This is a genomic window from Streptomyces sp. NPDC023541, from assembly GCF_055559995.1.
Genome location: NZ_JBVHJO010000014.1, coordinates 46,939 through 69,079 on the forward strand (window position 1 = coordinate 46,939; position 22,141 = coordinate 69,079).

The window sequence follows — 22,141 nt, forward strand, 5'->3', positions numbered from 1 at the left end:
CGTTGGCAGCTGCCGCTGCCGTCCACGCTCACCAGCAGGCGGCCGGAGCGACTGGAGCGTCTCCCAGCGGCCCGCTTGCCTGCGGTTCCGGTCACGGACGAACCGTCCGGTCAAGGGGTGGTCAAGCGCCAAAACGGGCACGTCGCTCGGGGGCGCGGGTAAGAAGGCGACCCTGGGTAAGCCCGCGTTGTCTGTGGTGGCTGGGCGGCTGGGACGCATTGACAGGGATGAGGAGTTGCTGCGCGGCCGGATTCACGGCGAGCCCAGAGGAATTCCAGGGGGGACATGGGACATGTACAGCCCCGTGATGATCTCGGTCACCTGGCCATCCTCGGCGCAAGGCACGCACTGCCACATCAACCCCCGGTCCTGCATATGCAACTGGAGTCGCACTCGCGCACGGCAGGCCGGCGACCATGGTCCGACCACGGGAGGAACCAGAACTCATCCTGCGATCGCATCTCAGCGCGGTTTCAGACGCCGGACTCGCGTGCCCCGCAGGCTCGCGGCCTATCCAAAACAGGGCGGCACCACGTGCCGGTCGGCGCGGGCTTGCATGCACCGGAACCGGCCCCGCCCCCGCTGGACGCGATGGCGGCGCCGGCCGCCACGTGACGCCGTCGTCCCCGCTTCCCTCATCGAAGATCCCAAGATGACGCACGGCGCGGGCATGGGCACGCCGTGACGCCCGGCGACGGGAGCCAGGCGTGAGGAACCGGCCCGGGCCCGGTGTCGGCAGGCACGGCCCGGCGCCGTGGAGCGGTGGGACCGGCGATGACGCGCCGCTAACGGACGACAGAGCAGCGGCGGGTGGCGGGACAGCGGGAAGGCGCGGCAACCAACGGTCCGTGAACAACAGGCAGCAGCCGCGCGGTGAGGGCGGGACTGCGACCGCGCGGCTGGCAGGCGGCGCACGCCGGGCCTCCGTGGCGGGCGGGACAGCCACCGCATGTCAGCGCGCGGCGGGGAGCGGCCGCGCTACGCGGTCAGGCTCCCCGACCTGCCCGTGCCCGGAAGTCGTCCATGAGCGAATCGAGGCAGTCCCGCGCCCCACGTCCGCTGCCGGCGAGTGCCGCGGCCTGACCCGCCCACAGGCTGCTGAGATCCTCCCGCCCTTGGGCACCGGCTTCGCGGCGAACGGACTGCATCAGTGCGCTCTGCATGGGGTACGCGGGCACGGCCTCCTCGTACGGGGCCATGTCACGGACGAACCGGTTCACGATTCCTCGGGCGGTACGGCCCGTGAAGAGACGCGTGAGAACGGTGGTGCGGGCCTCGGGGGAGCCGAGTGCCCTTTTGTGGGCTTCGCTCGCCCCCGATTCGCGGGTGGCGAGGAAGGCGGTGCCGATCTGGACGGCGTCGGCGCCCAGGGTGAGAGCCGCGGCCATCCCCCGGCCGTCGGCGATCCCGCCGGCGGCGATGACGGGAACGCCGACGGCGTCGGCCACCTGGGGCACGAGCGAGAACGTCCCCACGAGCGACTCCCGTACCGGCCGCAGGAACGCGCCCCGGTGGCCGCCGGCATCGGCGCCGGAGGCCACGACGGCGTCGACGCCGGCGCACTCCAGTTCGACGGCCTCGTCCACGGTGGTCGCCGTGCCGATCACTGCGATGCCCCGGCGGCGGGCCTCGTCCATAACCCTTCGGGGCGGAATCCCCATCACGAAGCTGATGACCGGGGGCTCGGCTTCGAGCAGCGCGTCCACCTGGGTATCGAAGTCCGGCCCCGGCGTGACGTCCTCGGCCGCAATCGCGGGCAGCCCGAGTTCGGCGCGGTACGGGTGCAGCCGCCGGATGTGCGGGGCCAGTTCGGCGGGGTCCGGCCATGGCCCGGCCTCGTCCTGCTGGGGCACCCAGAGGTTGACCGCGAACGGGCGGCTGGTCCGGGCCTTCAGCTCTCCGACGAGGTCCGTGATCTCCTGCGGTTCAAGGATGTGCGCCCCGTAGGAGCCCAGCCCTCCCCCCTCGGACACGGCCACGGCCAGCGCTACCGAGGACAGGCCCCCGCCGAACGGGCCCTGCACGATGGGAAGGGCGATGCCCAGCAGATCACCGAGGCGTCCGGCGTTCATGCCGTCACCGCCAGGGCTTCGACGGCCGGGCGGCCGTGCAGGAACTGCAGCGCGGTCCGGGCGACATGCTCGCCGAGGTGCCGCGCGGTCCGCAGATCGGCCTCCGTGGGCGCCTCCTCCGGGCCGAGGTCGGAGGGCGACTGCGCCATGGCTCCCACGAACGAACCCAGCCGGTTCAGGTCCTCGGGCCTGCCGCCGGAACTGTAGATCCAGCCGGGCATCAGGCCGAGCGGAACCCAGTTCATGCCGTGCTGGGCCGCAAGGACCGTCATGGACAGCAGCGCGTTGTCCTTGTTGCCGTTCACCCCCGCCGAGTTGGTGAACCCGGCGGCGAGCTTGCCCTGCCAGCCACGCGCGGCCCAGACGGGGGCACTGGCCTCCACAAAGCGCTGGAACACGGCCGAGGTGGCGCCCATGTATGTAGGGGAGCCGAAGACGATCGCCTCCGCCTCCGCCAGGGCCGCCCACAGGCCCTCGTCGAGCGTGGAGACGTCCCGCAGATCGGCCAGGACGCCGGGCACCGCCGCGGCGCCCTCCGCCACGGCCGCCGCCTGCCGGGCCGTGTGCCCGTATCCGCTGTGGTAGGCGATGACGACAGAGACTGGTACGGACATGTGGTCCTCCATGAAGTGGTGCATGCCCCGGAATCGGGGCGAACGGTCAACCGGACGCGGGTGGCGGGGCCGCCTCCGGAGAGCACAGTAGGCGACCGGTCAACTATTACGCCAGTCGGTGGACCTTCGAATTAGTTGACCGACCGTATACTTGCCGCCATGGGACGCACCAGCACCGCTCGCGAGCGGCTCCTCGACGCCACCGGCGAACTCATGCAGCACCGGGGGTACAGCAGCTTGGGAGTGGCGGAGATCTGCGCCGCGGCAGACGTCAGGAAGGGCAGCTTCTACCACTTCTTCACCTCGAAACAGGACCTCACCCTCCAGGCGGTCAACGCTTACTGGGAAGGCCAGCGCGGCGCCTGGACCGCCGCGCTGGACGGCCCGAACCCCGCGCTGGTCCGGCTCCGCCGGCTGCTGGAGGGCATGGCACAGGTCCAGCGGCACAGGAAGGAAACCTGCGGCACGGTCGACGGCTGCCTGCTCGGGAACCTCACTCTCGAACTCAGCACCCAGGAACCTGACGTTCGAGCCAGGCTGGAAGAGATCTTCGACGAGCAGACCGCGCTGATCGGCGACGTGCTCGGCCAGGCCGCGGACGAAGGAGACATCCCTCGCGAGCACGCCGAACAGTCGGTCGCACGCGCAGTGATCGCCCATCTGGAGGGGCTGGTCCTCTTCGCCAAACTCAAGAACGATCCCGCGATCCTCGACACGCTCTGGCCCCACACACTGCTCCTCCTCAGCGCCGAAGAGCCGTAGACGGCCCCGGTACGGACACGGAGTGGCGGGCGGCGCGACACCCGCCCGCCCACCCGTATGGGCGGAGCAGACAGGCGGCTCGGCCGCTCCGCGAAGCGTCCGGAGAGTCATTACGAGGCCCGGTCACGGCAGATGACCTCGGCGCCTGTAAGCGGTTTCGCCGGCTTCCTACGACAGGACCTCGACGCCGTCACCGCCGGACTCACCCTGCACTGGAGCTCAGGCAGACCAGTGGCGCGCGGCACGGCCGCGGCGGGAGCCGGTACCAGGACGGTCACGCGGCCTCCTCCCGCGTGCAGCCCCGTGATGCTCCGCCCGGTGCCGAGGGAGCCCGAGCTTGACCGGAGGCCGGCGGCCGGTTCCGTGAAGGGGTCGTCTCCGCCTCCTGGGATCAGCCGGCGGCGCGGCGCAGGAGTGCTTCGGACGCGTCCAGGAAGCGGTCGTTGTAGTCCGTGCCGAGTCCGGCGCTGGGCAGGAGCACCTGGGCCTTGTTGTTGAACATCAGGGCGTTGCGGCCGTTGAGGTCGTCGGTGAACAGCAGGGGGACGATTCTGGCCGCGTAGGTCTCTGGGGAGGGTCCGGCCAGCCCGACGACGGCTTCGGCCAGACGGTGCAGGAGGCTGCCCTCCCCCAGGTAGTTGGAGCGGATGTCGGTCTTGATCAATCCCGGGTTCAGGCCGAAGTACGCCGGCCCGGGGAGTCTGCGGTGGCCCGCGAGTACGAGGATCTCGTTGCCGGCGACGGTGTTCATGTGCGCGGCCATCGGTTTGTAGCCGTGCTCGGAGTTCAGGTCCTCGAGCCGGCCGACGTTGCCGGCCCCCGGTGCTCCCATGATGAACACCCGAGGTTGGCGGGCGCTGACCGGGCGGGCGGCGCCCAGCCGGGGGCTGAGGCCCTGCAGGACCGCGAGGCGGCTGAGGTAGCTGACGGCCAGGTCCCGCTCGATGCCTTCGGCGGTTTCCTCCCGGGTCTTGGCGGCCATGATCCCCAGTGAGAAGAAGGCGGTGTCATAGGTTTCCGCGGGAAGCTCCTTGCCCAGACGGACTGCCTCGCGCATCGAGGACAGGTCCGCCTGGACGAAGGTGAGCCGGTCCGTGGTGTAGTCGCGGAAGGTCCGCCCGACCACGGTCACCTCGGCGCCGAGGGCCAGAGCCTGCTGGGCCACGGCCCGGCCCAGGCCGCCTGTCCCGCCGACGACGAGCACGCGCTTGGATGAGAGATCCAGCTGCTCGACGGAGGGGGTGTTAATCGTGGTCGTGCGGTCGACGGTGCCGTTCAGCCGCGCTTTGGGCTGCTTCGGTGCTGCCGGGCTGTAGGGGCCAGCGTTCATGGCGGGTGCCTTCGTTCGTTGTGCCGGTTGCGTGTGTCGGGTCAGGGCAGGGCGGGGTAGTCGGTGTAGCCGTGCTCGTCGCCGCCGTAGGTGGTGGCCCGGTCGGGGGTGTTGAAGGGGCCGCCGCGTTCGAGGCGTTCGGGCAGGTCGGGGTTGGCCAGGAACAGGGCGCCGTAGGCGATCAGGTCGGCGGTGCCGTCCTGGATCAGGTCCAGCTCCTGGGGGCCGGTGGGCTCGGTGCCGGTGAACGGGTTGAGGATGAAGGTGCCCGGCCACTGGCGGCGCAGCCGAAGCGTCAGCCCGCGGGCCCCGGCGGACTCCATCTGGTGCAGGTAGGCGAGGTTCAGTGGGGCCAGGGCGTCGACGAGAGCGGCGTAGGTGAGCTCCATGTCGTCCTGGTCGGCTTCGGAGATGTCGTTGAAGGGGTTGCCTGGCGACATGCGGAAGCCCACCCGTTCCGGACCGATCGCCTCGGCGACGGCCTTCGCCGTCTCCACCGCGAACCGGATGCGGCGCTCCGGGGAGCCGCCCCATCCATCGGTTCGCGTGTTGGAGTTCGGGGCGAGGAACTGGTGGATCAGGTAGCCGTTGGCGCCGTGCAGTTCCACGCCGTCGAAACCGGCCTCGACCGCGTTGCGCGCCGCGGTGGCGTAATCGGCGATGGTCTGGGCGATCTCCGCCTCGGTCAGCGCGTGCGGGGTGACGAAGTCCTGCGGGCCCTCGTTCGTGTAGACCTGGCCGGCGGCTTTGACCGCAGAGGGTCCGACCGGGGTCAGGCCCATCAGGCTCGGGTGGCCGACCCGCCCGGTGTGCATCAGCTGCAGGAAGATCACCCCGCCGCGCTCGTGGACGGCGCCGGTGACCTTCTTCCACGCCTCGATCTGCGCGCCGGAGTGGATACCGGGGGTGTTCGGGTAGCCCTGACCGACCGCGGACGGCTGGGTGCCCTCGGTGACGATCAGGCCGGCTCCGGCGCGCTGACCGTAGTAGGTGGCCATCAAATCAGTGGCTGACTGGCCGGGCCCGTAGGCACGGCTGCGGGTCATCGGCGCCATCACGATGCGGTTGGCCAGACGCGTGCCGGCCAGGTCATAGGAGGCAAAAGCCTTGTTCATGTCGTCGTTCCTCGTTCGTGCGGGCCCAGCAGGGCCGCTGACATTCTCAGGTTACCTGCTCGAACAATTAAAGCCGCCTGGACATTCCTGCCTCGTGCCAGTCGACTCAAGAGGGAGGATTTCGTCCTAAAACGGCGTTCCGCTAGGCCGGTTTGGAGCGATAGACTCGGATATAGATGTTCGAGCAGTTACATGAAGGAGCGCAGCATCACATGATCGGCCCAGACTCCGAGGCTTCCCGGCCCGACGCTGCCGAGGCGGCTCGCATGCCGCTGCCGCCCTCGGTCCAGGCCGGGCCGATGGCGAACGCGATCATCCGGGTGGCCCGCCTGCACCGCATGCTCGCCGGGCAGCTCCTGCGCCGGGTCGGCCTCCACCCCGGCCAGGAACTGGTGATGATGCAGCTGTGGGACCTCGGACCGCAGCGTCAGATCGACCTGGTCCGGCTGCTCGGCTCCGACGCGGCCACCATGACCCGCACCGTCAAGCGGCTCGAACACGCCGGCTTCGTTCGCCGCCGCCCCAGCCCCACCGACAAGCGGGCGACGATCATCGAGCCCACCGAGGCCAGCCTCGCCCTGCGCCACCGGGTCGACGAGGTCTGGGCGGAGCTGGAGGAATGCACGGCTGGACAGCTGCCCAAGGAGCGGCAGGCCGAGGCTGTCCAGATTCTGGAGCAGATCGAGGCGAGCCTGGCCCTCGCCGCGACCCGGCATGCGCGACAGCAACCCGGCGCCCAGACAGCGCCACCCGAGGGCCAGGCCGGTTGCGTGTAGCCGGCGCCCAGGGTGCGAAGCGGCGGCCGATGCCTCGACCTGCGTTCCGACAGCCCGGTCCTGTGTCCGTGTCGGCGGCGTTGTCGCACCGGGGCCGGCGTCACGCTGGCCGGGTCTACGGTCCCGCTGAGTCCGGAGACGGCCCGGCGGCCACATCGGCCGGCCGTCGGCCTCGGGTTTTCCGGCCCGTAGTGCGGCTCGCTGCGGCGTAGGGGAGCGGTGACGTCCTGGACGTGGTGTTCGTTGCTCCTCAGCTGGTGGGGGAGGCAGCGCCGCCACGTCGTTGACCGCTTTGCCGTGATCGGCTCGGTGTGGCGCGTGAACGTCTGGCGTCTGCTGGTTCCTGATGTCTCAGGTGGCGGGGTGGGTGAGGCGGTGGTCGATGTTCTGCCAGTGGTGGTCGAGGTGGTGGAGGGCTCGCTTGCGGTCGCCGATGGCGCAGGCGGTCAGGAAGGGGCTCCACTCGGCGTCCGCGACACCTGATGGGGACAGGTGGATGCGGTGGGCTCGTTGCCATACGGGTTTGAGGTGGTTGACGGCGTCATGGAGCGGCGGGTTGGCGCAGGTGTGGAGGATGGTGTCCCACAGGGCCAGTTCGCAGGCGAGGGCTTCGGCGCCATCGCCTGCGGACGCGGCGCGGGCGTGTGCTGCGGCGCAGTTGCGCACGGCTTGGACGCGGTCGTCGGTGAGGGGCCAGGGGGCGGTGAGGAGGGCGGTGCGGTAGAGGCCGTGCAGGACGGTCGCGGTGTGCCGGGCTGCGGCGGTGCTGGTGTGGGTCACGCGTGCACTGTCGGGGCCGCTGTATTCGATCAACCTCTGTGAGGCCAGAGTCAGCAGGGCTTCCCGCACGCGAACCTGGGGGACATCCAGCCGCCGGGCAGTGTCCCCTTCGCCGAGCAGTGTGCCCGGCGGCAGCCCACCGCTGGTGATCTCCGCGAGCAGGGTCTCGTGAACGCGTTCGCGCAGTGCGTGGGGATCGTCGGTGCCGTAGCGGGCGTCGAGCGGTGTGCGGGCATCTTGGGGCACGGTGTCCTCGTTCTTGGTGTCGGTCCGGTCGTTTCGGCAACAGCCGCGGTTCCTCGAGCGGCTGCCTGGGCAGGGCGGGCGACGCCACGCGCCAATCGGTGTTATGCGCTGCTCTTCTCCGTATGCATGGCGTCATCGCGGTGGGCGGCGAGGCGCTCACTGAGCGGGATGTGCGCGCTGACGCGGTAGCCGCCGGTGTCATCGGGCCCGGCGGTGAGGTGGCCGCCGAGCATGGTGGTGCGCTCGCGCATGCCCAGGAGTCCATGTCCGGATCCGGGGGAGGGCGGAGCGGGTGTGGTGGAGGCGGTGTTGGTGATGTCGAGTTCGAGGGCGTCGTCGGTGTGGATGAGGCGCAGGTGGACGTGGGCGCCTGGGGCGTGGCGCAGGCAGTTGCTGGGGGCCCCTTGCGTGATGCGGTAGAGGGCCAGCTGCGCGCCGGGGTCGAGGAGCCGGACAGGGCGGCCCGTGATTTCGGTGGTTACGTTCAAGCCGGCCCCGCGAACGTTGGCCACCAGCGCGTCGAGGTCGTCGAGGGTGGGCTGAGGGCCGTGGGGGTTTTCGGTGTCGTCGGAGCGTAGGACTCGAGCATGCGGCGCAGTTCGGTCAGGGCGCCCAGTGCGTTCTGCCGGATGCCCGCCAGGTTCTCGGCCAGCGCGGTCGGATTTTCGGTGAGGTGGGGTGCGACCTGGGCCTGGATGGAGATCACCGACATGTGGTGGGCGACGACGTCGTGCAGCTCGCGGGCGATGCGCCCGCGTTCTTCCAGCAGGGTGCGCTGTGCCCGTTCCACGGTGGCCAGCGCCGCCTGCTCGGCCAGCTGCGCATGGGCTGCGCGCCGGCCGCGCAGGGTGTACCGAGAGCGACAGCGAGCGAGAACAGCACCAAGGTCAGGAAGGTGGTGCCCTGGTGTCGGCCGACGGCCGCAGCGAGTTCGATCAGGAAGGGAAGGAGGACGGAGGCGGCGAGGGCCGCGCACGCGGCGGGGGCGCGGACGCGCAGGGACAGCAGCAGCAGGACCGCGGCATGTGCGCACAAGCCTGGGATGGTCCAGGGCCAGGGTGTGTTTTCGAGGAGACGGGGAGTGCTGGCCGCGGCGGCGATGCCGGCCCCTGTCAGGGACAGCCACCAGGCGGGGGCGGGGTGGGCGAGAGCGAGCAGGAGCGCGCCGCCCTGGAGCAGTGCGAGGAGGATGCCGTAGCCCAGGCCGAGCTGGTTGCGGTGGCCGAGCTGATCGCTGGTGGCGATCACCACGACGGCGGCGGCCGCGGCAACGCATGCGTGGGGCAGACGGCGGAGCCGACGGGGTCGACGCAGGGGCGGCAGCGGGTCGGACCTGAGCGTCAGCAGATCCTGCAGCAAGGAGATCGCACCCATTCGGAGGGCGTTCACTTTTCGGAGCCGGTCTGCGGGTGGCTCGTCGTTCACGTTCACCTGTATCGAGTGAGGCCGGCCGTCACCGGGTACGGCGGTGGCAGGCCGGGAGTGGCGTCCATGGTCTGAGGTGTCGGGAGGGCGTCTCAACCGACGTTAGGGATAAGCGGCCGTGGTCGGCATCACCCTGCAGAGCTGCTCTGCTGCGTAGCTCTGAAGTATGACGAGAACCGGGCCGCCCTCGCGCGTGCGCCGGGGCAGCGCTTCAGTCCCCCGCGCGGATGCCGCCGGCGGGTGCGGCGGCTGGTCTCACGGGTCGGGCGTTGCCGTGGGACCGGCGGTGGGGGGCAGGGCGCCGGGGTTGAGATGGGCGACCAGACGGTGGAGGAGGTGATGCACCGAGGCCTGCTCCTGGGGCTCCAAAACCGCCAGTGCCTCTTCATTGACCCGGCGGACCACATCTCGTGCCTGCTCCAGGAGGCGGGAGCCGTCGGGAGTGCTGTGCAGGCACAGGATGCGGCGGTTGGTGGGGTGGGGCGAGCGCGTGAGCAGTCCGCGGTCGGTGAGGCTGGCCACGGCAGAGCCCATGGACTGGGCGGTGATGCCGGCGTGACGGGCGGCGTCGGCGCTGGAGATCCCCGGCTGGCGCTCGGCCCGCTGGAGGGCGTTGTACTGCGCGAGGTTCAGCTCGACAGCGCGCAGTTCTCTCTCCAGGCGGGTGGCCATGGCCTGGGCGAAGTGCCAGGCCAGATAGCCGGTGTGGATGGGCTGCTCGTTCACATGGACCCCACTTGTAAGGCAACTTATGTTTTACTGCTTCGGTTATCAGGCACCTTACAAGTTGTGGACGGTCCTTCCTCATGCCAGCCCCCACCTACCTCCCGATCGCCGACGTCCTGCCGACCGCCCACGGGGACATACCCGACCCCGCCCCTGAACCGCATCCTCGCTCCGGCTGAAGGGCGTTCTGCTGCCCGTCGCCGTGGTGCTCGCCATCGGGACGATCTTCGTGAGCGTCTACCTCGCGGCCTTCCACGCTCCCCGCCCGCATGACCTCCCCGTCGCGGCCGTAGGCAGCGCCGCCGAGGCGCACCGCCTGGAAGCCGACCTGGAGCGGGTCCTGCCCGGCGGCTTCGAGGTCAGGCCCTACGGCGACGAAGCCGCAGCCCGCGAGGCGGTCGCGCACCGCGAGGCCTACGCCGCCTACGTCCCCGACCACGGCCAGGGCAGCGGCAAGCTGCTCTACGCGGGCGCCAATGGCCCCTCCGTGACCGGCACCCTGTCCGCTGCCTTCGCCCAAGCCGCAGCGCAGGACGGCCCGCCCCCGGCCGGCGCGGACATTCTTCCGGTGTCCGCCGGCGACACCCGCGGCCTGTCGGTCTTCTACGCCGCCTTCGGCCTGGTCCTGGCCGGCTACCTCTTCGGCATGATGACCTACCAGGCCGCGCCCGTTCTGCGCTTTCGCCAGCGCATCGCCAGCCTGACCCTCTTCGGCGCCCTCGGCGGCATCATCGTCGCCCTCCTCGCCGGCGACACCGGTTTCGGCGCCCTCCCCGGCTCCTTCGCCGGCACCGCTGCGGTCACCGCTCTGATGGCCATGGCGGCGGGCGGCGCGACCATGGCGATCGTGAAATGGACCGGATCCGCGGGCGCCGCCATCGCCTCGGTGATCCTGCTGATCTTCGGCAACGCCACCAGCGGCGGTGTCATGCCCCCCTTCTACCTGCCCGACTGGCTGCATCCGCTGTCCGGCGCGCTGCCCGTCGGCGCAGGGGTACGCGCTCTCCAGGGGATGTCCTACTTCCACGCTGACGGCCTGTGGTCCGGCCTCGCCGTGCTGGCCGCGTGGATCATCGCCTGCGTGGCCCGGCTCTACCTGCGCGATACCCGCAGCGCCCGCAAGGCCCGGCTGCGCACCGCCTGAGGGATCCCTGCCGCCTGACCTCGCCGGCCTCGCGCGCCTGCTCGACAACGGCTGGTCGCGAGGCTGGGGCCTGGGACGCCACACCGTCGGCTGCAACCACTTCCACTACATCCCCGACCCCTGGGGCAGCTGGCTGGAGTGGTACAGCGACATCGACCAGATCCGCGACTGCTGGAACCCCAAGGAATGGACGTCCCGCCGCAGGTGTGGGGCGGGCACCGTCCCACACGTCCGCACACCGAACCTGCCGGCCTCCGTCATCCGTGTGCAACGGAACCCCATCGCGGTCCAGGACGGCAACTTCGTCCTGGAGGAGGGCAAGTGCAACCAAAGCGGCGCGCTCACTCGGTGCCCGGAGAAGCCCTACGACCCGGAGAACCCCACCGACGCCGGGTACTGCGGGGGCTGGCACCGCGTCCTCGTGCCAGGCCATCAGTCGAGCACCTACACAGGGGAAGGCGCCCTGACCCTCACCCGGTTCATCGTGGAAGCTGCGGCCGGTGAACGGCTCCCGTTCCCACGGGGCGGCCACCACGGTTGGCTCCCCGCACAGCAGTGGCAGCAGTACCTCGAGGCGAACGGGACCGCCCTGGACGAAAGGAGCGCCAGCCACCCGTACGACAGGGGGACCGGCGCGACCAATGCACCGAGGACCGTCCGTCTTCGGATGTGCGGGCTGAACCGAAGCAGAGACGCGGCAGCCGCGCGATGATTCTTGAGACCCGCCCCAAGGAAACCGAGGCCGCCAGGGTTCCGCTCGACGCGTCGGGTCAAGCGATACCGCTCTGCCGCTTCGGCTGCGGTCAGCCCGCAAGCCTTCCAGGCCCCGAAGGGCTGCCCGAGCACTTTTCGTGCCGCAGGAAAAACGAGGCGTGATCTATCGGCCACCGCCAACCGGCCTTGGCATACGACGTGATCGTCGCGGTATGCCAGAGGTGTGAGGTATCCGCAGGATGGGGTCTGACCGCGGAGAGGCAAGCGTTCCGTGAGCGGGTCCGGATGGAAGCGGTCGGGATGTTCGCCGCTGGGCGGGGCAGTACGGAGATCGCGAAGGAGTTACGGGTCAGCGTCCGATCGGTTCAGCGGTGGCGGCGGGCCTGGCTGGAGGCCGGCCAGGACGGGGTTCGTTCTCAGGGCCCGGCGTCCCGTCCGAAGCTGAACGAGTGACTGTTCGCCGTGCTTGAGGAGGAGTTGGCCAAGGGCCCGGTTGCTCATGGCTGGCCCGATCAGCGCTGGACGCCGGCCAGGAGCACACTGATCGGCCGGCGGTTCCACAAGTCCGTGACGTTGTCGGGGATCTCCCAGATGCTGCGAAGGCACGGCTGGAGCCATCAGGTTCCGGCCCGTCGTGCCGTCGAGCGGGACGAGGCGGCGGTGGCCGGCGGGGTGAAAGAGGTGTGGCCGCGCCTGGAACCACCGCGGCGGCGCTCGGAGCCTGGATCGTCTACGAAGACGAAGGCCGGATTCTCGATGACGCCGCCGACCTCACGCACCTGGGCCCGACGTGGAACAACACCGGTCATCCGGGTCCGCGGACGCTCCCAGCGCCGCTTCTCCATCGCAGCCCTGTGCTGCTACAAAGCTGGCGAACGCTCCCGCCTGATCTACCGACCCAAACGCCATACAGATCACAAGAGCGGAGGCCGCAAGAGCTTCGCCTGGACCGAGTACCGCGACCTCCTCATCGCAGCCCACCAGCAACTCGGCGCTCCCATCGTCCTCATCTGGGACAGCTTGAACGTCCACAAGGACCGTCGGATGCGGGGCCTTCATCGACGCACACGACTGGCTCACCGTCTACCATCTGCCGCCCTATGCACCCGACCTCAACCCGGTGGAAGGCATCTGGTCAATCCTCCGCCGCACCAGCCAGGCCAACACCGCCTTCACCGACCCGGACCACCTCATCCGCCGGCTACGACACAGCCTCCGCCAGATCCAGTACCGCAGCGACGTCCTCGACGGATGCCTCAGCGGAACCGGCCTCACACTGACGACACCACGCCTACCAGGTCAGTAGCGGCTTGCCCATCCCGATCCGGACCTCGTCGAAGAACTCCGGGTCCGGCATCGTCCACGTGCCGCTGATCCTGAGGCCGACCGTCCCGGCCAGCAGCCGCTCGGCGTCGGCGTGCCCGTGCCGGGCCGCCTCCGCGACCGGGACCGCGCATCGTCCACCGGCCCGCGCGGTCAGCGCGGCCATGCCGAAGAGCGCACCGGGGTGGCCGGGCGGACCGCTCTCACCCGTCAGCTGCAGGCCCTCGGCCTGGGCCCGAGCATCATGCGCAGCGCCGCCTTGGCCGGGGCGGGGTCGATGTGGGCGACCGCGTCGACCAGGACGACGACCGGATGTGGGGACGTGCTCGCAGTCCAGTGCGGCGGCTCGGCGAGCCAAGACCTGCCCCTGCTCGGCTACGTCGATCCATGCGACGACACAGTGTTCAACCGGTCGCAGCTCAGAGGCCTCAAGAAGCCGAGGCAGTGCACAAGATCCTTGCTCTGACTGCTCAAGTCGAGCGCAAGGCTCACCGGTATCTCGTCTTCAACGGCGGCTGACGACGCCACTTTCACAACAGGCCTTATGCGAAGGAGAACCAGTTGACGTTGACGAAGTCGGAGGACTGGCCGCTGTCGAAGGTCAGATAGACGTCGTGGGTTCCGGTGGTGCGGCGGATGTCGGCGGGGACGGTGCGCCAGGCCTGCCAGCCGCCGGTGTTGGCGACGGCGAAGCCGCCGACCGGGGTGGCTGTGGGGCTGTCGAGGCGGACCTGGACCAGGCCGCTGACTCCACCGGCGGCCCCGGAAGCGACTCGGGCGTCGAAGCGGGTGGCGCCGGTGGAGCCGAAGGCCACGGCCGAGAACTTGAGCCAGTCGCCGTCGGACAGATGGCCGACGGCGGATCCGCCGCCACCGTCGGAGCAGGCCTCGACCTGTGCTCCGGACTGGGCGTTGAATGCCTCGGCCTGGATGGTCGTGAAGGCGCTGACCCCGCCGCCCGAGGCGGTGGCGGTCGGCGTGGGGGCTGGTGTGCCGCCGCCGGCCAGACCGCCGACCGTGATGGTCCAGCGGCCGGGGGTGCCGGACTGCACCTTGCCCTCGAAGTCGACTCCGGCCGGGTGAACGTCGTCGTACGGGAAGGCGTACCCGAGATGGTCGGGGGTGGTGTTGTGCAGGATGCGGGCGTAGTGGTTGGTGCGCGGCCGGGTGTAGAAGGCAGTGGGGTTCTCGGCGGTCGGCTGGTGGGGGTTGTCCAGCAGGGTGGTGCGGTTGAAGGCGGCGGCGAGCCGTGCGCTGAGATTGCCCATCAGGTCGTTGCCCGTGGTGAAGGGCGCGTCGCTGCAGGAGAAGATCGAAAGGGTGGACGGCTTGGCGAAGCTGCCGACTCCGGGGAAGACGAGGGCGTCGCCGTTCACCCGGCCGGTGACGGTTCCCCAGGTGAACTGGGTGTCGATGCGCAGGTCGGTGGAACGGTACCTGTTCCACACCTCGTCCACGTAGCCGTCGAAGTATCCACGGAACAAGGCACTGTTGCCGCGGATTGCCAGGTTGGGGCTGAGTACGCGCACGTCGCGGCCGCCCGCGGTGACGATCAGCCGGTTCCAGTCGCTGCCGTCGGCGGCGGACTGGGCCCGCAGCGCGGCGGCGACCCGGGACAGTCCGTCGGCGGGCAGCCCGCGCACCGTCTGGGTGCCCTGCCCGGTCTCCAGTTGGAAGGCGATTGGCAGCGAGACCATGTCGACGAAGGTGATGTTGGCGTACAACTGGTCGCTGTTGAAAGTGAATTCGCAGAAGTCGTGAGCGACGTTCGCGTTCGGGTCGGAAGGGTTGCTCACCGATGGCAGGGCCAGACCGCCGCCGCGGTTCACCAGGAAGGTGAGCTTCGTGCCGACGGAGAAGTAGATACGGCCGCTGTCCAGGCGCGGCAGCGTCACCCTCCGCGCTCCGGCGCCGGACGCGTTGAGCGGGATGGCACAGTCGACCCCGAGCGGGGTCTGATCGTTGGCCGGAGCCGGCGGGTGGTACAGGCTGGAGCCGTCGGCCCGGATGAAGGCCCAGGTGCCGCCGGCCGCGGGGTCACGGCCGAGCACATAGGCGTACACCGTGTTGTTGCCGGTGGTGTTCACCAGGTCCAAGGGGAGCGTGGCGGTGGTGGAGGCGTTGGCGCCCATCTCGAGCCAGGCTGCCGCGGCGGGCACGGCCAGGGCCAGGCCCGCCGTCACGGCGAGGAGTTTTCTGCGGGGCATGGTTCGTTGGTGGCGAGCCGTCACGGTGGGGGTCCGTTCTTCGTGAGGTGGGGCGGGGGAGCGGTCGGATGCGGGGACGGGGGGAGAGGGGAGGGCGGCGGGGCTGGTGGGTCAGCCGACCGTCCACTTCTGGTTGGCGGCGCCGGTGCAGGTCCAGGTCTGCAACCGGGTACCGTCGGCGGAGGAGTTGCCCTTGGCATCCAGGCACTTGCCCGCACCGGTGTTGGTGAGGTCACGAGCGGCGGTGTACGTCCACTTCTGGGCGTTGGTGCCGTTGCAGGTGTAGAGCTGGACGACGGCGCCGTCGGCGGTGGAGCCGCCCGCGACGTCCAGGCACTTGCCGAGGGCGCGGACGGTGCCGTCGCCCCCGATGGTCCACTGCTGGGCCGCGCTGCCGGTGCAGTCGTGCAGCTGGATGGGGGTGCGGTCGGCGTCGGAGCCGCCGGCGACGTCGACGCACATGCCGCCGATGCCACGGATCGGGCGTGCGGCGGGGGCGCCGGCGGAGGAGGCGCGGACATAGTCGACGGTCATCGTCTGCGGGAAGGACGTGGAGGCGTCCGGGCTGCCGGGCCAGTCCCCACCGACCGCCAGGTTGAGGATGACGAAGAACGGGTGGTCGAAGACCCACTTGTTGCCGCCGGTGTCGGCCGGCGTGAGGGTCTTGTACGCGGTGCCGTCCACCGACCAGACGAGGGAGTTCGGGCTCCAGTCGACGGCGAACACGTGGAAGTCGTCGGCGAAGGCGCGGCCGCCGGGCAGGCTGTACGGGGCGCCGAGGCCGCCCGCTCCGGAGTAGCCGGGGCCGTGCACCGTACCGTGCACGGTGTTGGGTTCGCGGCCGATGTTCTCCATGATGTCGATCTCACCGCTGTTGGGCCAGCCCACGCTGCCGAGGTCGTTGCCGAGCATCCAGAAGGCGGGCCAGATGCCCTGGCCGCGCGGGATTTTGATGCGGGCCTCGAAGCGGCCGTACGCCTGGGTGAAGGTTTTGGCGGTGTTCAGCCGGGCCGAGGTGTATTGGCACTGCCCGTACCAGCAGCCGAGGCCGGCGTCGGTGTTCTTCCGCGCGGTGATGACGAGGTTGCCCTGGCCGTCGAGCGCGGCGTTCGAGGTGCTGTTGGTGTAGTACTGCAGCTCGTGGTTGCCGAAGCCCGAACCGCCGCTCTCAAGCGTCCACTTGGCGGCGTCAGGAGCGCGGCCGGCCGCACCGTCGAACTCGTCGGACCAGGTCTGCGCGACAACTGCGGCACCGGCGTGCGGGGCGACCGAACGGGTGAAGGACATGAGCACCGCCGCGACCAGGGCGGTGGTCACGAGGAGCACCACTCCGCCGAGAGAGCGGCGACGTGCGCGATGAGCAGCAGCCATGGGCGTGGTTCCTTGTCTGGGTGGGGGAGGAGGGGGGCCGGCCTGGGCGAGTCGTGAAGAGCGGCAGGAGGGGTATGAGAGCGCTCCCACACGTGACGCAATGTCACCCGAGACAGCGAGTATTACGGAGCGGTAACCGTCATGGCAACGTCAGACGTCACTCTTCGCACGCCCCTCACCTGCGGTTTTCTTTCGTGGCCTTCGGCTTAACGATCTCTTAAGCCTGGCTTGATGCAGAGAGGTGTGAATCGGAGCCTCACGTGATCGTCGGCCGGACGGCCGCCGCGGGTACTCCGCGCGGCATCCGGACCGCGTGCTCCCGGCCACGAACCCAGCCCCGGCCGACGGTTCCTCGTTCATGCGTTGGTGTCCGGCACCGCGCAGCCCGTCGATGGGTGCACCGGCGTTGGTCCGCGACGCCACAGACGCGTCGACGAGCAGCGCCGCCAGCCCGTACGGGAAGTCGGGCGACAGGTCCTTCCGGGTGCTCGCGCCCGGAAGGACCTGCCGTTGTGCCGACCTCAGGCGTGTGCAGGGTCAGGCGGTGTGCAGCGTCAGGCCGTAGCGGCCGAGGATTTCGTTGATCGGCTGGAACCAGGTCTGGCCGCCGGACGAGCAGTTGCCCCAGCCGCCGGAGGTGACGCCCTGGGCCTGGTCCCCGCTGAGGAACGAGCCGCCGGAGTCGCCTCCCTCGGCGCAGACGCTGGTCTTCGTCATCTGGTAGACGGCGCCCTGGCTGTAGTTGACGGTCTCGTTCTTGGCGAGGACGGTGCCGCAGTGCCAGTGCGTCGTGGACCCCGACCGGCAGATCGAGGCGCCCACGGGTGCCTCGGCGGAGCCGCGTACCAGCTGGTCCGGGATGGTGCCCCAGCCGAGCACAACCGGTACGGTCCACCAGCCGCTGTGGATGCCGACGTACGCGTAGTCGTTGCCGGGGAACGAGGATCCCTGGAAGGTGCCCATCGCGGACCCGTCCCAGCCGCGCACGGCGGCCCCCGCCTGCCCGCAGTGCCCAGCCGTCACGAAGCCGCCGTACACGGAGAAGCCGATCGAACAGCGGACGTTGCCGGTGTAGTACGGGTCGCCGCCGACGGTGCCCGCGGCGTACGTACGGGGCGCCTGCGCCGTCTCGGTGACGGTGACGGAGCCGCCGGCCCTGGCCCGGTCGACGAACGCCCGTACGGCGGGGGCTTCCCGCTCGGTACGTACGACCGTGACGACGACGCTGTTGGTCCGCGGGTCGACGTGCCAGCCGGCCACCCCGGTGGGGGCGCGCAGCGTGTCCAGGCGCGCTTTGGCACGGTCCAGCGCGGCTGCGCTGTGCCGGACGATGCGCGTGTCGGCGCCCAGTGCCCGCACCGCGGACTCCTTCGCGCGGTCGGTCATCGCGACGACGAGCCGGCCGGTGGAAGGCTCGTACCACGAGCCGCCGTACGCACCACCCGCGGCCTGCCGTGCGGTCTTCTCCACGGCCGCGGCGGCCTTTTCTGCGCTCAGCCGTTCCTCGGCCTGGGAAGCGGTGAGCCCGAGGTCCCGGCGCATCGCGTCGAGCAGTCCGGACGAGGCGGACGGCGCTGCGGCGGGCTCCGGAAGCGGGACGGCGCTCGCCACGCCGGCATGGGCGGCGCCCAGGCCGACGGTCAAGAGCAGGGCGGCGACGGCCGCGCGTAAGGGGGTGTGTTTCACGAGACCTCCTGGTGTGGGGGAAGTGAACGCTTGAGAGCGCTCTCACAGAGTGTCGGGCGCTACGCTAGCCGACCACTATTTGTCAGGTCCATACCAAGTCGAGCCGGTGACTACGTTCCTTACCTGCCAGTGCGAGAGGAGCTTCCGGCAGAATCCGCAGACTTCTTCCTCCGCTTTCTCGCTGGTGCCACTGAGGAGGAGCGGGAGCACGGACCTGCGCTGGCCCGGCAGGCGCTGGACATGTTCACGGGGCCGGTGGACGGTGAAAAGGACCGGTGCGAACTGGTCGTCACCCACAACTTCCTGGTCGCCTGGCTGGTCCGGGACGCCATGCATGCGCCGCAGTGGCGCTGGCTTGGTCTCAACCATGGCAGCGCCGCTCTCACGGTCATCCGATACGCGCCCGGTCGGCCGGCCTCCGTCCTCGTCGCCAACGACATGCGGCATCTGCCCCCGAGCTGTGCTGGACCGGTTTTCCCCCGAGGTGCACATCTAGCGCGTGCCTCTTTGATGTGTTCGTCAGTTGATCAGTTGTGTCCGTCCGATTGGTGATCACTGATGCGATGGGGGACCGGATCGAGCCGCTGATGCCGGCGGATCCGGTCCGCGGGCGGCGGTGGGCCGACCACCGCCGCACTCTGGAGGCCATCGCTTGGTTGTACTCGATCGTCGCCCCGCTGGAGACCGGCCGGACCGCATGGACCGCGCTGCTGGACGCGATCCGGCTGGAGCCCGGCGCCGACTTGGCCGCGGTCACCGCCGACCAAGTCCGTGACGTCGTCCAACGTCTCGTGGACGCCTGCCAGTGGCGCGACGGGGACCCGAAGGTCTTGGTCGTGCTGGACGCGGGTTACGACGCGCCCCGCATCGCCCACCTCCTGGCCGACCTGCCCGTGGAGGTTCTGGGCCGGCTCCGCTCGGACCGGGTGATGCGTAAGCCCGTTCCGGTGCCGTGGATCTGCCCGCCGCAGGGCGGCCGCCCGCCCAAGCATGGCGGCGAGTTCGTCTTCGGCCGACCCGGGACCTGGGGTGATCCAGACGTGGTCACCCTCAGGGACACCGACAGGTATGGGACGGCGACGGCGCAAGCGTGGGACCGGCTGCATCCCCGGCTGACCCGCCGGGCGGCATGGGGCGATCATGAAGGGCCGCTGCCGATCATCGAGGGCACCGTGATCCGCCTGTCGGTCGAGAAGCTGCCCAGCGGCGGTGTGAACAAGCCCGTCTGGCTGTGGTGGTCGGGCACCGGCGCCGATCCTCAGGACGTCGACCGCTGCTGGCAGGCGCTCCTTCGCCGGTTCGACGTGGAGCACACCTTCCGACTGCTCAAGCAGACTCTCGGCTGGACCCGGCCCAAAGTGCGGGACTCGCAGGCCGCCGACCGCTGGGCATGGCTCGTCCTGGCCGCACTCGCCCAGCTCCGCCTGGCCCGCCCCCTCGCGCGCGATCTCCGCCGGCCGTGGGAGCGGCCGGCGGAACCGAACAGACTCACCCCTGTCCGAGTCCGTCGCGGGTTCAGGAACCTGCGGGCGAAGACAGGCACGCCAGCCCGTGCACCGAAACCCAGCCGGCCCGGCCCCGGCAGGCCACGCAGATCGAAGAACCGGCGGACCGCCAACCGCTACGACGTCGGACGAGTCCTCGCCACCGGCGAGCCGTACAACGGCCCCGCACACCACAAGAAGGGGACGAAGCCGCGACGAACGGACTGAGCTGCAAGTCAGGTGCCACGGCGCAACCGTCTCTGGCAGGATCACCCCATGACGTTCCACAGAAAGGCCCATGCCGCGTAGACGGCCCGGGCGTGTCCGCGCCGAGCAGTGGCCGCGGCACCGGCTTACCTATCAACCCGCTATCGCTGGCCTATCCCCGCCCGCTCTTGCCGAAGTTGCCAGGGTCGAGAGGAGCCGGAACTACCTGCGGCCTGGCGTCACGGCCGAGTCCGTGAGGATTTGGCGAGGGTTCGTGCGGGACCCGTACCGCAACCTCTGGAGTGAGTACGAGGACGGCGGCTGCGGTGTGTGGGAATGCTGCGGCAGCCCCTTCGAAGCACGGGAGTTCCTGGATGCCGTGATACACGGCATGTCTCGGCGCCGAGCTCGCGAGCTTCGATTCCTCGTAGACCAACTCGACAACTCGTACTGAGCGAGTTCAGGCAGGACGTTAAACGGCAAGCTAAAGGCTGTCCCGTAATCCCCGGTGGATCAGCGCGCGGTGTCAGACGCGGTGCATCGCAAGGCGGAGGAGCGTGCTGATACTGGGCGTGTCCGGGCGTTCCGACAACGCGGCGAGGTGTCGTGGCTGTCGTCGTGCGCCCGCCGGGGATTACGGGACAGCCCTTAGTCGTGGCCGACCAGTGCGGTGATGAGCTTGCGGGCTCTGGCTTTGGTCAGTCGCTTCGCGGCTGTCGCGCAACGCTGCCGGGGAGGAGCTCCACGAACTGGCCCCCTTCTACGGAGGAGAGACCCCGGAGGCGGCTCTGAGGGCCGATGAGTATGTCTCGGCCCTCAACATCCCCGTGCGCCGCCGCGACGGCCGTGCGGTCCCGACGCCGATGCTCCACGAGGTGACGCCGGCCGGGGCCCTTGCCATCGACCCGGCGGTGTTCGGCGTTGTCCTCCTCCTGCCCGCGCAGGAGAGGCCGTCCGGCCCGTCTGCGGTGCGGGACGATCAGCCCGGTGCCGAGGTATGCGCCGTCCGCGACCACGGTCGTCGACAAAGCGGCTGTCCGCGTCGATGATGACCTGCACGTTGCCCAGAACCGGTTGGCTTTGTGCACGAGTACAAACCCCATTCTCCGGCAGCCAGCTGCGGAACGTCGTCCCGGTGAACGCGGCGGCGGTCAAGGAGCAGCGGCTACTACTTCGTCAACCAGTGGTCCGGCAGGTGCCTGACCCTGGACCCCTTGACGACGACTGCGAAGGCCGGCAATTTGACGCAGGCCTCCGGCTCCTCGCAGTGACGACGGACACGTACGCGCGCGGCCGGCCCGGTCCGGCACCGCCACCGTGCGGTGCCGTACCCGGCCCTGCCCGTTTCGCAGGTGGTACCCGAACGACTGGACAGTCCACAGAGGCGCAGGCTTTGGGAATGCCGTTGTCGAGCCGCGTCGGGTGCCGTTCGGATGAACATCACGCGGGAGATGAGGGAGGCAGTCGATTCTCAGTCCGCGCTGCACGGGCTCGTGGGTGAAGTACCCGCGGGATGCGCCTGTGCACGCAGGAACCGGCGCAGGATGAGGCGCAGGGTGGACAGCTGCTCGGCGGGGTCGAAGTCCGGGGTCGTGGCCGCGCTGGTGTAGAGCGAGGCGATCAAGGTCAGGACCCATGTCGAGGTGGGCCCCGGCTCCAGGCCCGGATCGATCCGGCCGGCAGCGGCCGCCTTCGCCAGCAGCGCCTCGATCGTCGCGCGCTCTTCGGCGTTGCCGCGGCTCAGCAGTGCTTCGATGTCGGCGTCGCGGTACGCCTGGACCATCGCCTCCATCACCAGCGCGGGAGCGAGCGGTTCCGCGGCCGGGGCGGCGAGGAAGTCCACGAGCTCCAGCAGCGCTTCCAACGGGTCGTCGGCGGACCGCGCCCGCGCCAGGCGCTCTGCCTTGCCGTCGCCGTCGTCCTCGACCACCGCCAGGAAAATGGCCCGCTTGTTGGGGAAGTAGTGGAACAGGGCGCCCGCGCTCACCCCCGCGGCCTTGCAGATCTCGGCGGTCGTGGTGCGCTCGTAGCCCTTCTTTGCGAACAGGGTGGCCGCGGCGCCCAGAATGTGCTGTCGCCGTGCCTGGTGCTTGGCCGGATCGACCGTCCTCATCGCGTCCTTCCTGGCTGGGTCCTGACGACAGCTTAGCCGACCGCTA

18 protein-coding genes and 3 pseudogenes are annotated in these 22,141 nt (G+C 70.0%); 6 read left to right on the plus strand and 15 right to left on the minus strand.

What is annotated here, in order from left to right:
- Positions 1-986: 986 nt before the first annotated feature.
- On the minus strand, positions 987-2,072 hold the full coding sequence (locus tag ACZ3X1_RS28645) for an NAD(P)H-dependent flavin oxidoreductase (protein WP_467281477.1): 1,086 nt from the start codon (positions 2,070-2,072) through the stop codon (positions 987-989).
- Positions 2,069-2,686: a flavodoxin family protein gene (locus ACZ3X1_RS28650; RefSeq protein ID WP_390079592.1), complete on the minus strand. Its 618-nt coding sequence runs from the start codon at positions 2,684-2,686 to the stop codon at positions 2,069-2,071. Before ACZ3X1_RS28650 ends, ACZ3X1_RS28645 begins: the two co-directional genes overlap by 4 nt.
- A gap of 159 nt (positions 2,687-2,845) precedes the next feature.
- On the opposite strand from ACZ3X1_RS28650, the gene ACZ3X1_RS28655 reads away from it, so the two are divergent.
- Entirely contained in the window at positions 2,846-3,448 is a 603-nt protein-coding gene (locus ACZ3X1_RS28655) for a TetR/AcrR family transcriptional regulator (protein WP_467281478.1), read from the plus strand.
- A 391-nt stretch (positions 3,449-3,839) separates the two neighbouring features.
- Here the strand turns inward: ACZ3X1_RS28655 and ACZ3X1_RS28660 are convergent, their stop codons facing one another.
- Together ACZ3X1_RS28660 and ACZ3X1_RS28665 are read right to left on the minus strand one after the other, a co-directional pair.
- Complete coding sequence (locus ACZ3X1_RS28660) at positions 3,840-4,778, minus strand: NAD-dependent epimerase/dehydratase family protein (protein ID WP_467281479.1); 939 nt, start codon at positions 4,776-4,778, stop codon at positions 3,840-3,842.
- Between the two features lie 41 nt (positions 4,779-4,819).
- On the minus strand, positions 4,820-5,893 hold the full coding sequence (locus ACZ3X1_RS28665; protein ID WP_467281480.1) for an alkene reductase: 1,074 nt from the start codon (positions 5,891-5,893) through the stop codon (positions 4,820-4,822).
- A gap of 212 nt (positions 5,894-6,105) precedes the next feature.
- Between ACZ3X1_RS28665 and ACZ3X1_RS28670 the strand changes: the two genes are divergently transcribed.
- Complete coding sequence (locus ACZ3X1_RS28670; RefSeq protein WP_467281481.1) at positions 6,106-6,669, plus strand: MarR family winged helix-turn-helix transcriptional regulator; 564 nt, start codon at positions 6,106-6,108, stop codon at positions 6,667-6,669.
- Between the two features lie 351 nt (positions 6,670-7,020).
- Here ACZ3X1_RS28670 and ACZ3X1_RS28675 read toward each other — a convergent pair whose 3' ends face one another.
- The 5 genes from ACZ3X1_RS28675 to ACZ3X1_RS28695 form a co-directional block, all read right to left on the minus strand.
- A complete protein-coding gene (locus tag ACZ3X1_RS28675) occupies positions 7,021-7,695 on the minus strand; it encodes a GntR family transcriptional regulator (protein ID WP_467281482.1) in 675 nt (224 codons plus the stop codon).
- A 101-nt stretch (positions 7,696-7,796) separates the two neighbouring features.
- Positions 7,797-8,183 carry a sensor histidine kinase gene (locus ACZ3X1_RS28680; protein WP_467281483.1) on the minus strand — a complete coding sequence of 129 codons (387 nt, stop codon included), beginning with the start codon at positions 8,181-8,183 and terminating at the stop codon, positions 7,797-7,799.
- The gene (locus ACZ3X1_RS28685) at positions 8,180-8,401 is read right to left on the minus strand and encodes a histidine kinase (RefSeq protein ID WP_467281484.1); all 222 of its coding nucleotides are present in this window, start codon (positions 8,399-8,401) and stop codon (positions 8,180-8,182) included. Before ACZ3X1_RS28685 ends, ACZ3X1_RS28680 begins: the two co-directional genes overlap by 4 nt.
- Complete coding sequence (locus tag ACZ3X1_RS28690; protein WP_467281485.1) at positions 8,398-9,069, minus strand: hypothetical protein; 672 nt, start codon at positions 9,067-9,069, stop codon at positions 8,398-8,400. The genes ACZ3X1_RS28685 and ACZ3X1_RS28690 overlap by 4 nt, the downstream gene beginning before the upstream one ends.
- A 306-nt stretch (positions 9,070-9,375) precedes the next feature.
- On the minus strand, positions 9,376-9,846 hold the full coding sequence (locus ACZ3X1_RS28695; protein WP_467281486.1) for a MarR family winged helix-turn-helix transcriptional regulator: 471 nt from the start codon (positions 9,844-9,846) through the stop codon (positions 9,376-9,378).
- Positions 9,847-10,048: 202 nt separating this feature from the next.
- Here ACZ3X1_RS28695 and ACZ3X1_RS28700 point away from each other — a divergent pair, with 202 nt between their 5' ends.
- Positions 10,049-10,990, plus strand: a complete 942-nt coding sequence (locus tag ACZ3X1_RS28700; protein ID WP_467281487.1) for an ABC-2 transporter permease — start codon at positions 10,049-10,051, stop codon at positions 10,988-10,990.
- 937 nt (positions 10,991-11,927) lie between these two features.
- Positions 11,928-13,010 (plus strand): annotated as a pseudogene (locus tag ACZ3X1_RS28705) (IS630 family transposase).
- On the opposite strand, the gene ACZ3X1_RS28710 reads toward ACZ3X1_RS28705, so the two are convergent.
- The 4 genes from ACZ3X1_RS28710 to ACZ3X1_RS28725 form a co-directional block, all read right to left on the minus strand.
- On the minus strand, positions 12,996-13,193 hold the full coding sequence (locus tag ACZ3X1_RS28710) for a hypothetical protein (protein ID WP_467281488.1): 198 nt from the start codon (positions 13,191-13,193) through the stop codon (positions 12,996-12,998). The pseudogene ACZ3X1_RS28705 and the gene ACZ3X1_RS28710 sit on opposite strands and share 15 nt — an antisense overlap.
- A 376-nt stretch (positions 13,194-13,569) precedes the next feature.
- Positions 13,570-15,234 (minus strand): beta-1,3-glucanase family protein, encoded by a 1,665-nt coding sequence (locus ACZ3X1_RS28715; RefSeq protein ID WP_467281489.1) that lies wholly within the window; start codon positions 15,232-15,234, stop codon positions 13,570-13,572.
- A 111-nt stretch (positions 15,235-15,345) separates the two neighbouring features.
- Positions 15,346-16,605: a family 16 glycosylhydrolase gene (locus ACZ3X1_RS28720; RefSeq protein ID WP_467281490.1), complete on the minus strand. Its 1,260-nt coding sequence runs from the start codon at positions 16,603-16,605 to the stop codon at positions 15,346-15,348.
- 537 nt (positions 16,606-17,142) lie between these two features.
- Positions 17,143-18,291 (minus strand): S1 family peptidase, encoded by a 1,149-nt coding sequence (locus ACZ3X1_RS28725; RefSeq protein ID WP_467281491.1) that lies wholly within the window; start codon positions 18,289-18,291, stop codon positions 17,143-17,145.
- 99 nt (positions 18,292-18,390) lie between these two features.
- Between ACZ3X1_RS28725 and ACZ3X1_RS28730 the strand changes: the two are divergent.
- Both ACZ3X1_RS28730 and ACZ3X1_RS28735 read left to right on the plus strand, forming a co-directional pair.
- A pseudogene (locus ACZ3X1_RS28730) lies at positions 18,391-18,818 on the plus strand (histidine phosphatase family protein); the annotation flags it as partial.
- Positions 18,819-18,824: 6 nt separating this feature from the next.
- Positions 18,825-20,003 (plus strand): transposase, encoded by a 1,179-nt coding sequence (locus ACZ3X1_RS28735; RefSeq protein WP_467281492.1) that lies wholly within the window; start codon positions 18,825-18,827, stop codon positions 20,001-20,003.
- An 881-nt stretch (positions 20,004-20,884) separates the two neighbouring features.
- Here ACZ3X1_RS28735 and ACZ3X1_RS28740 read toward each other — a convergent pair.
- Together ACZ3X1_RS28740 and ACZ3X1_RS28745 are read right to left on the minus strand one after the other, a co-directional pair.
- Positions 20,885-21,013, minus strand: a pseudogene (locus tag ACZ3X1_RS28740) (IS5/IS1182 family transposase); the annotation flags it as partial.
- A 440-nt stretch (positions 21,014-21,453) separates the two neighbouring features.
- Positions 21,454-22,095 (minus strand): TetR/AcrR family transcriptional regulator, encoded by a 642-nt coding sequence (locus ACZ3X1_RS28745; RefSeq protein WP_467281493.1) that lies wholly within the window; start codon positions 22,093-22,095, stop codon positions 21,454-21,456.
- Positions 22,096-22,141 lie beyond the last annotated feature (46 nt).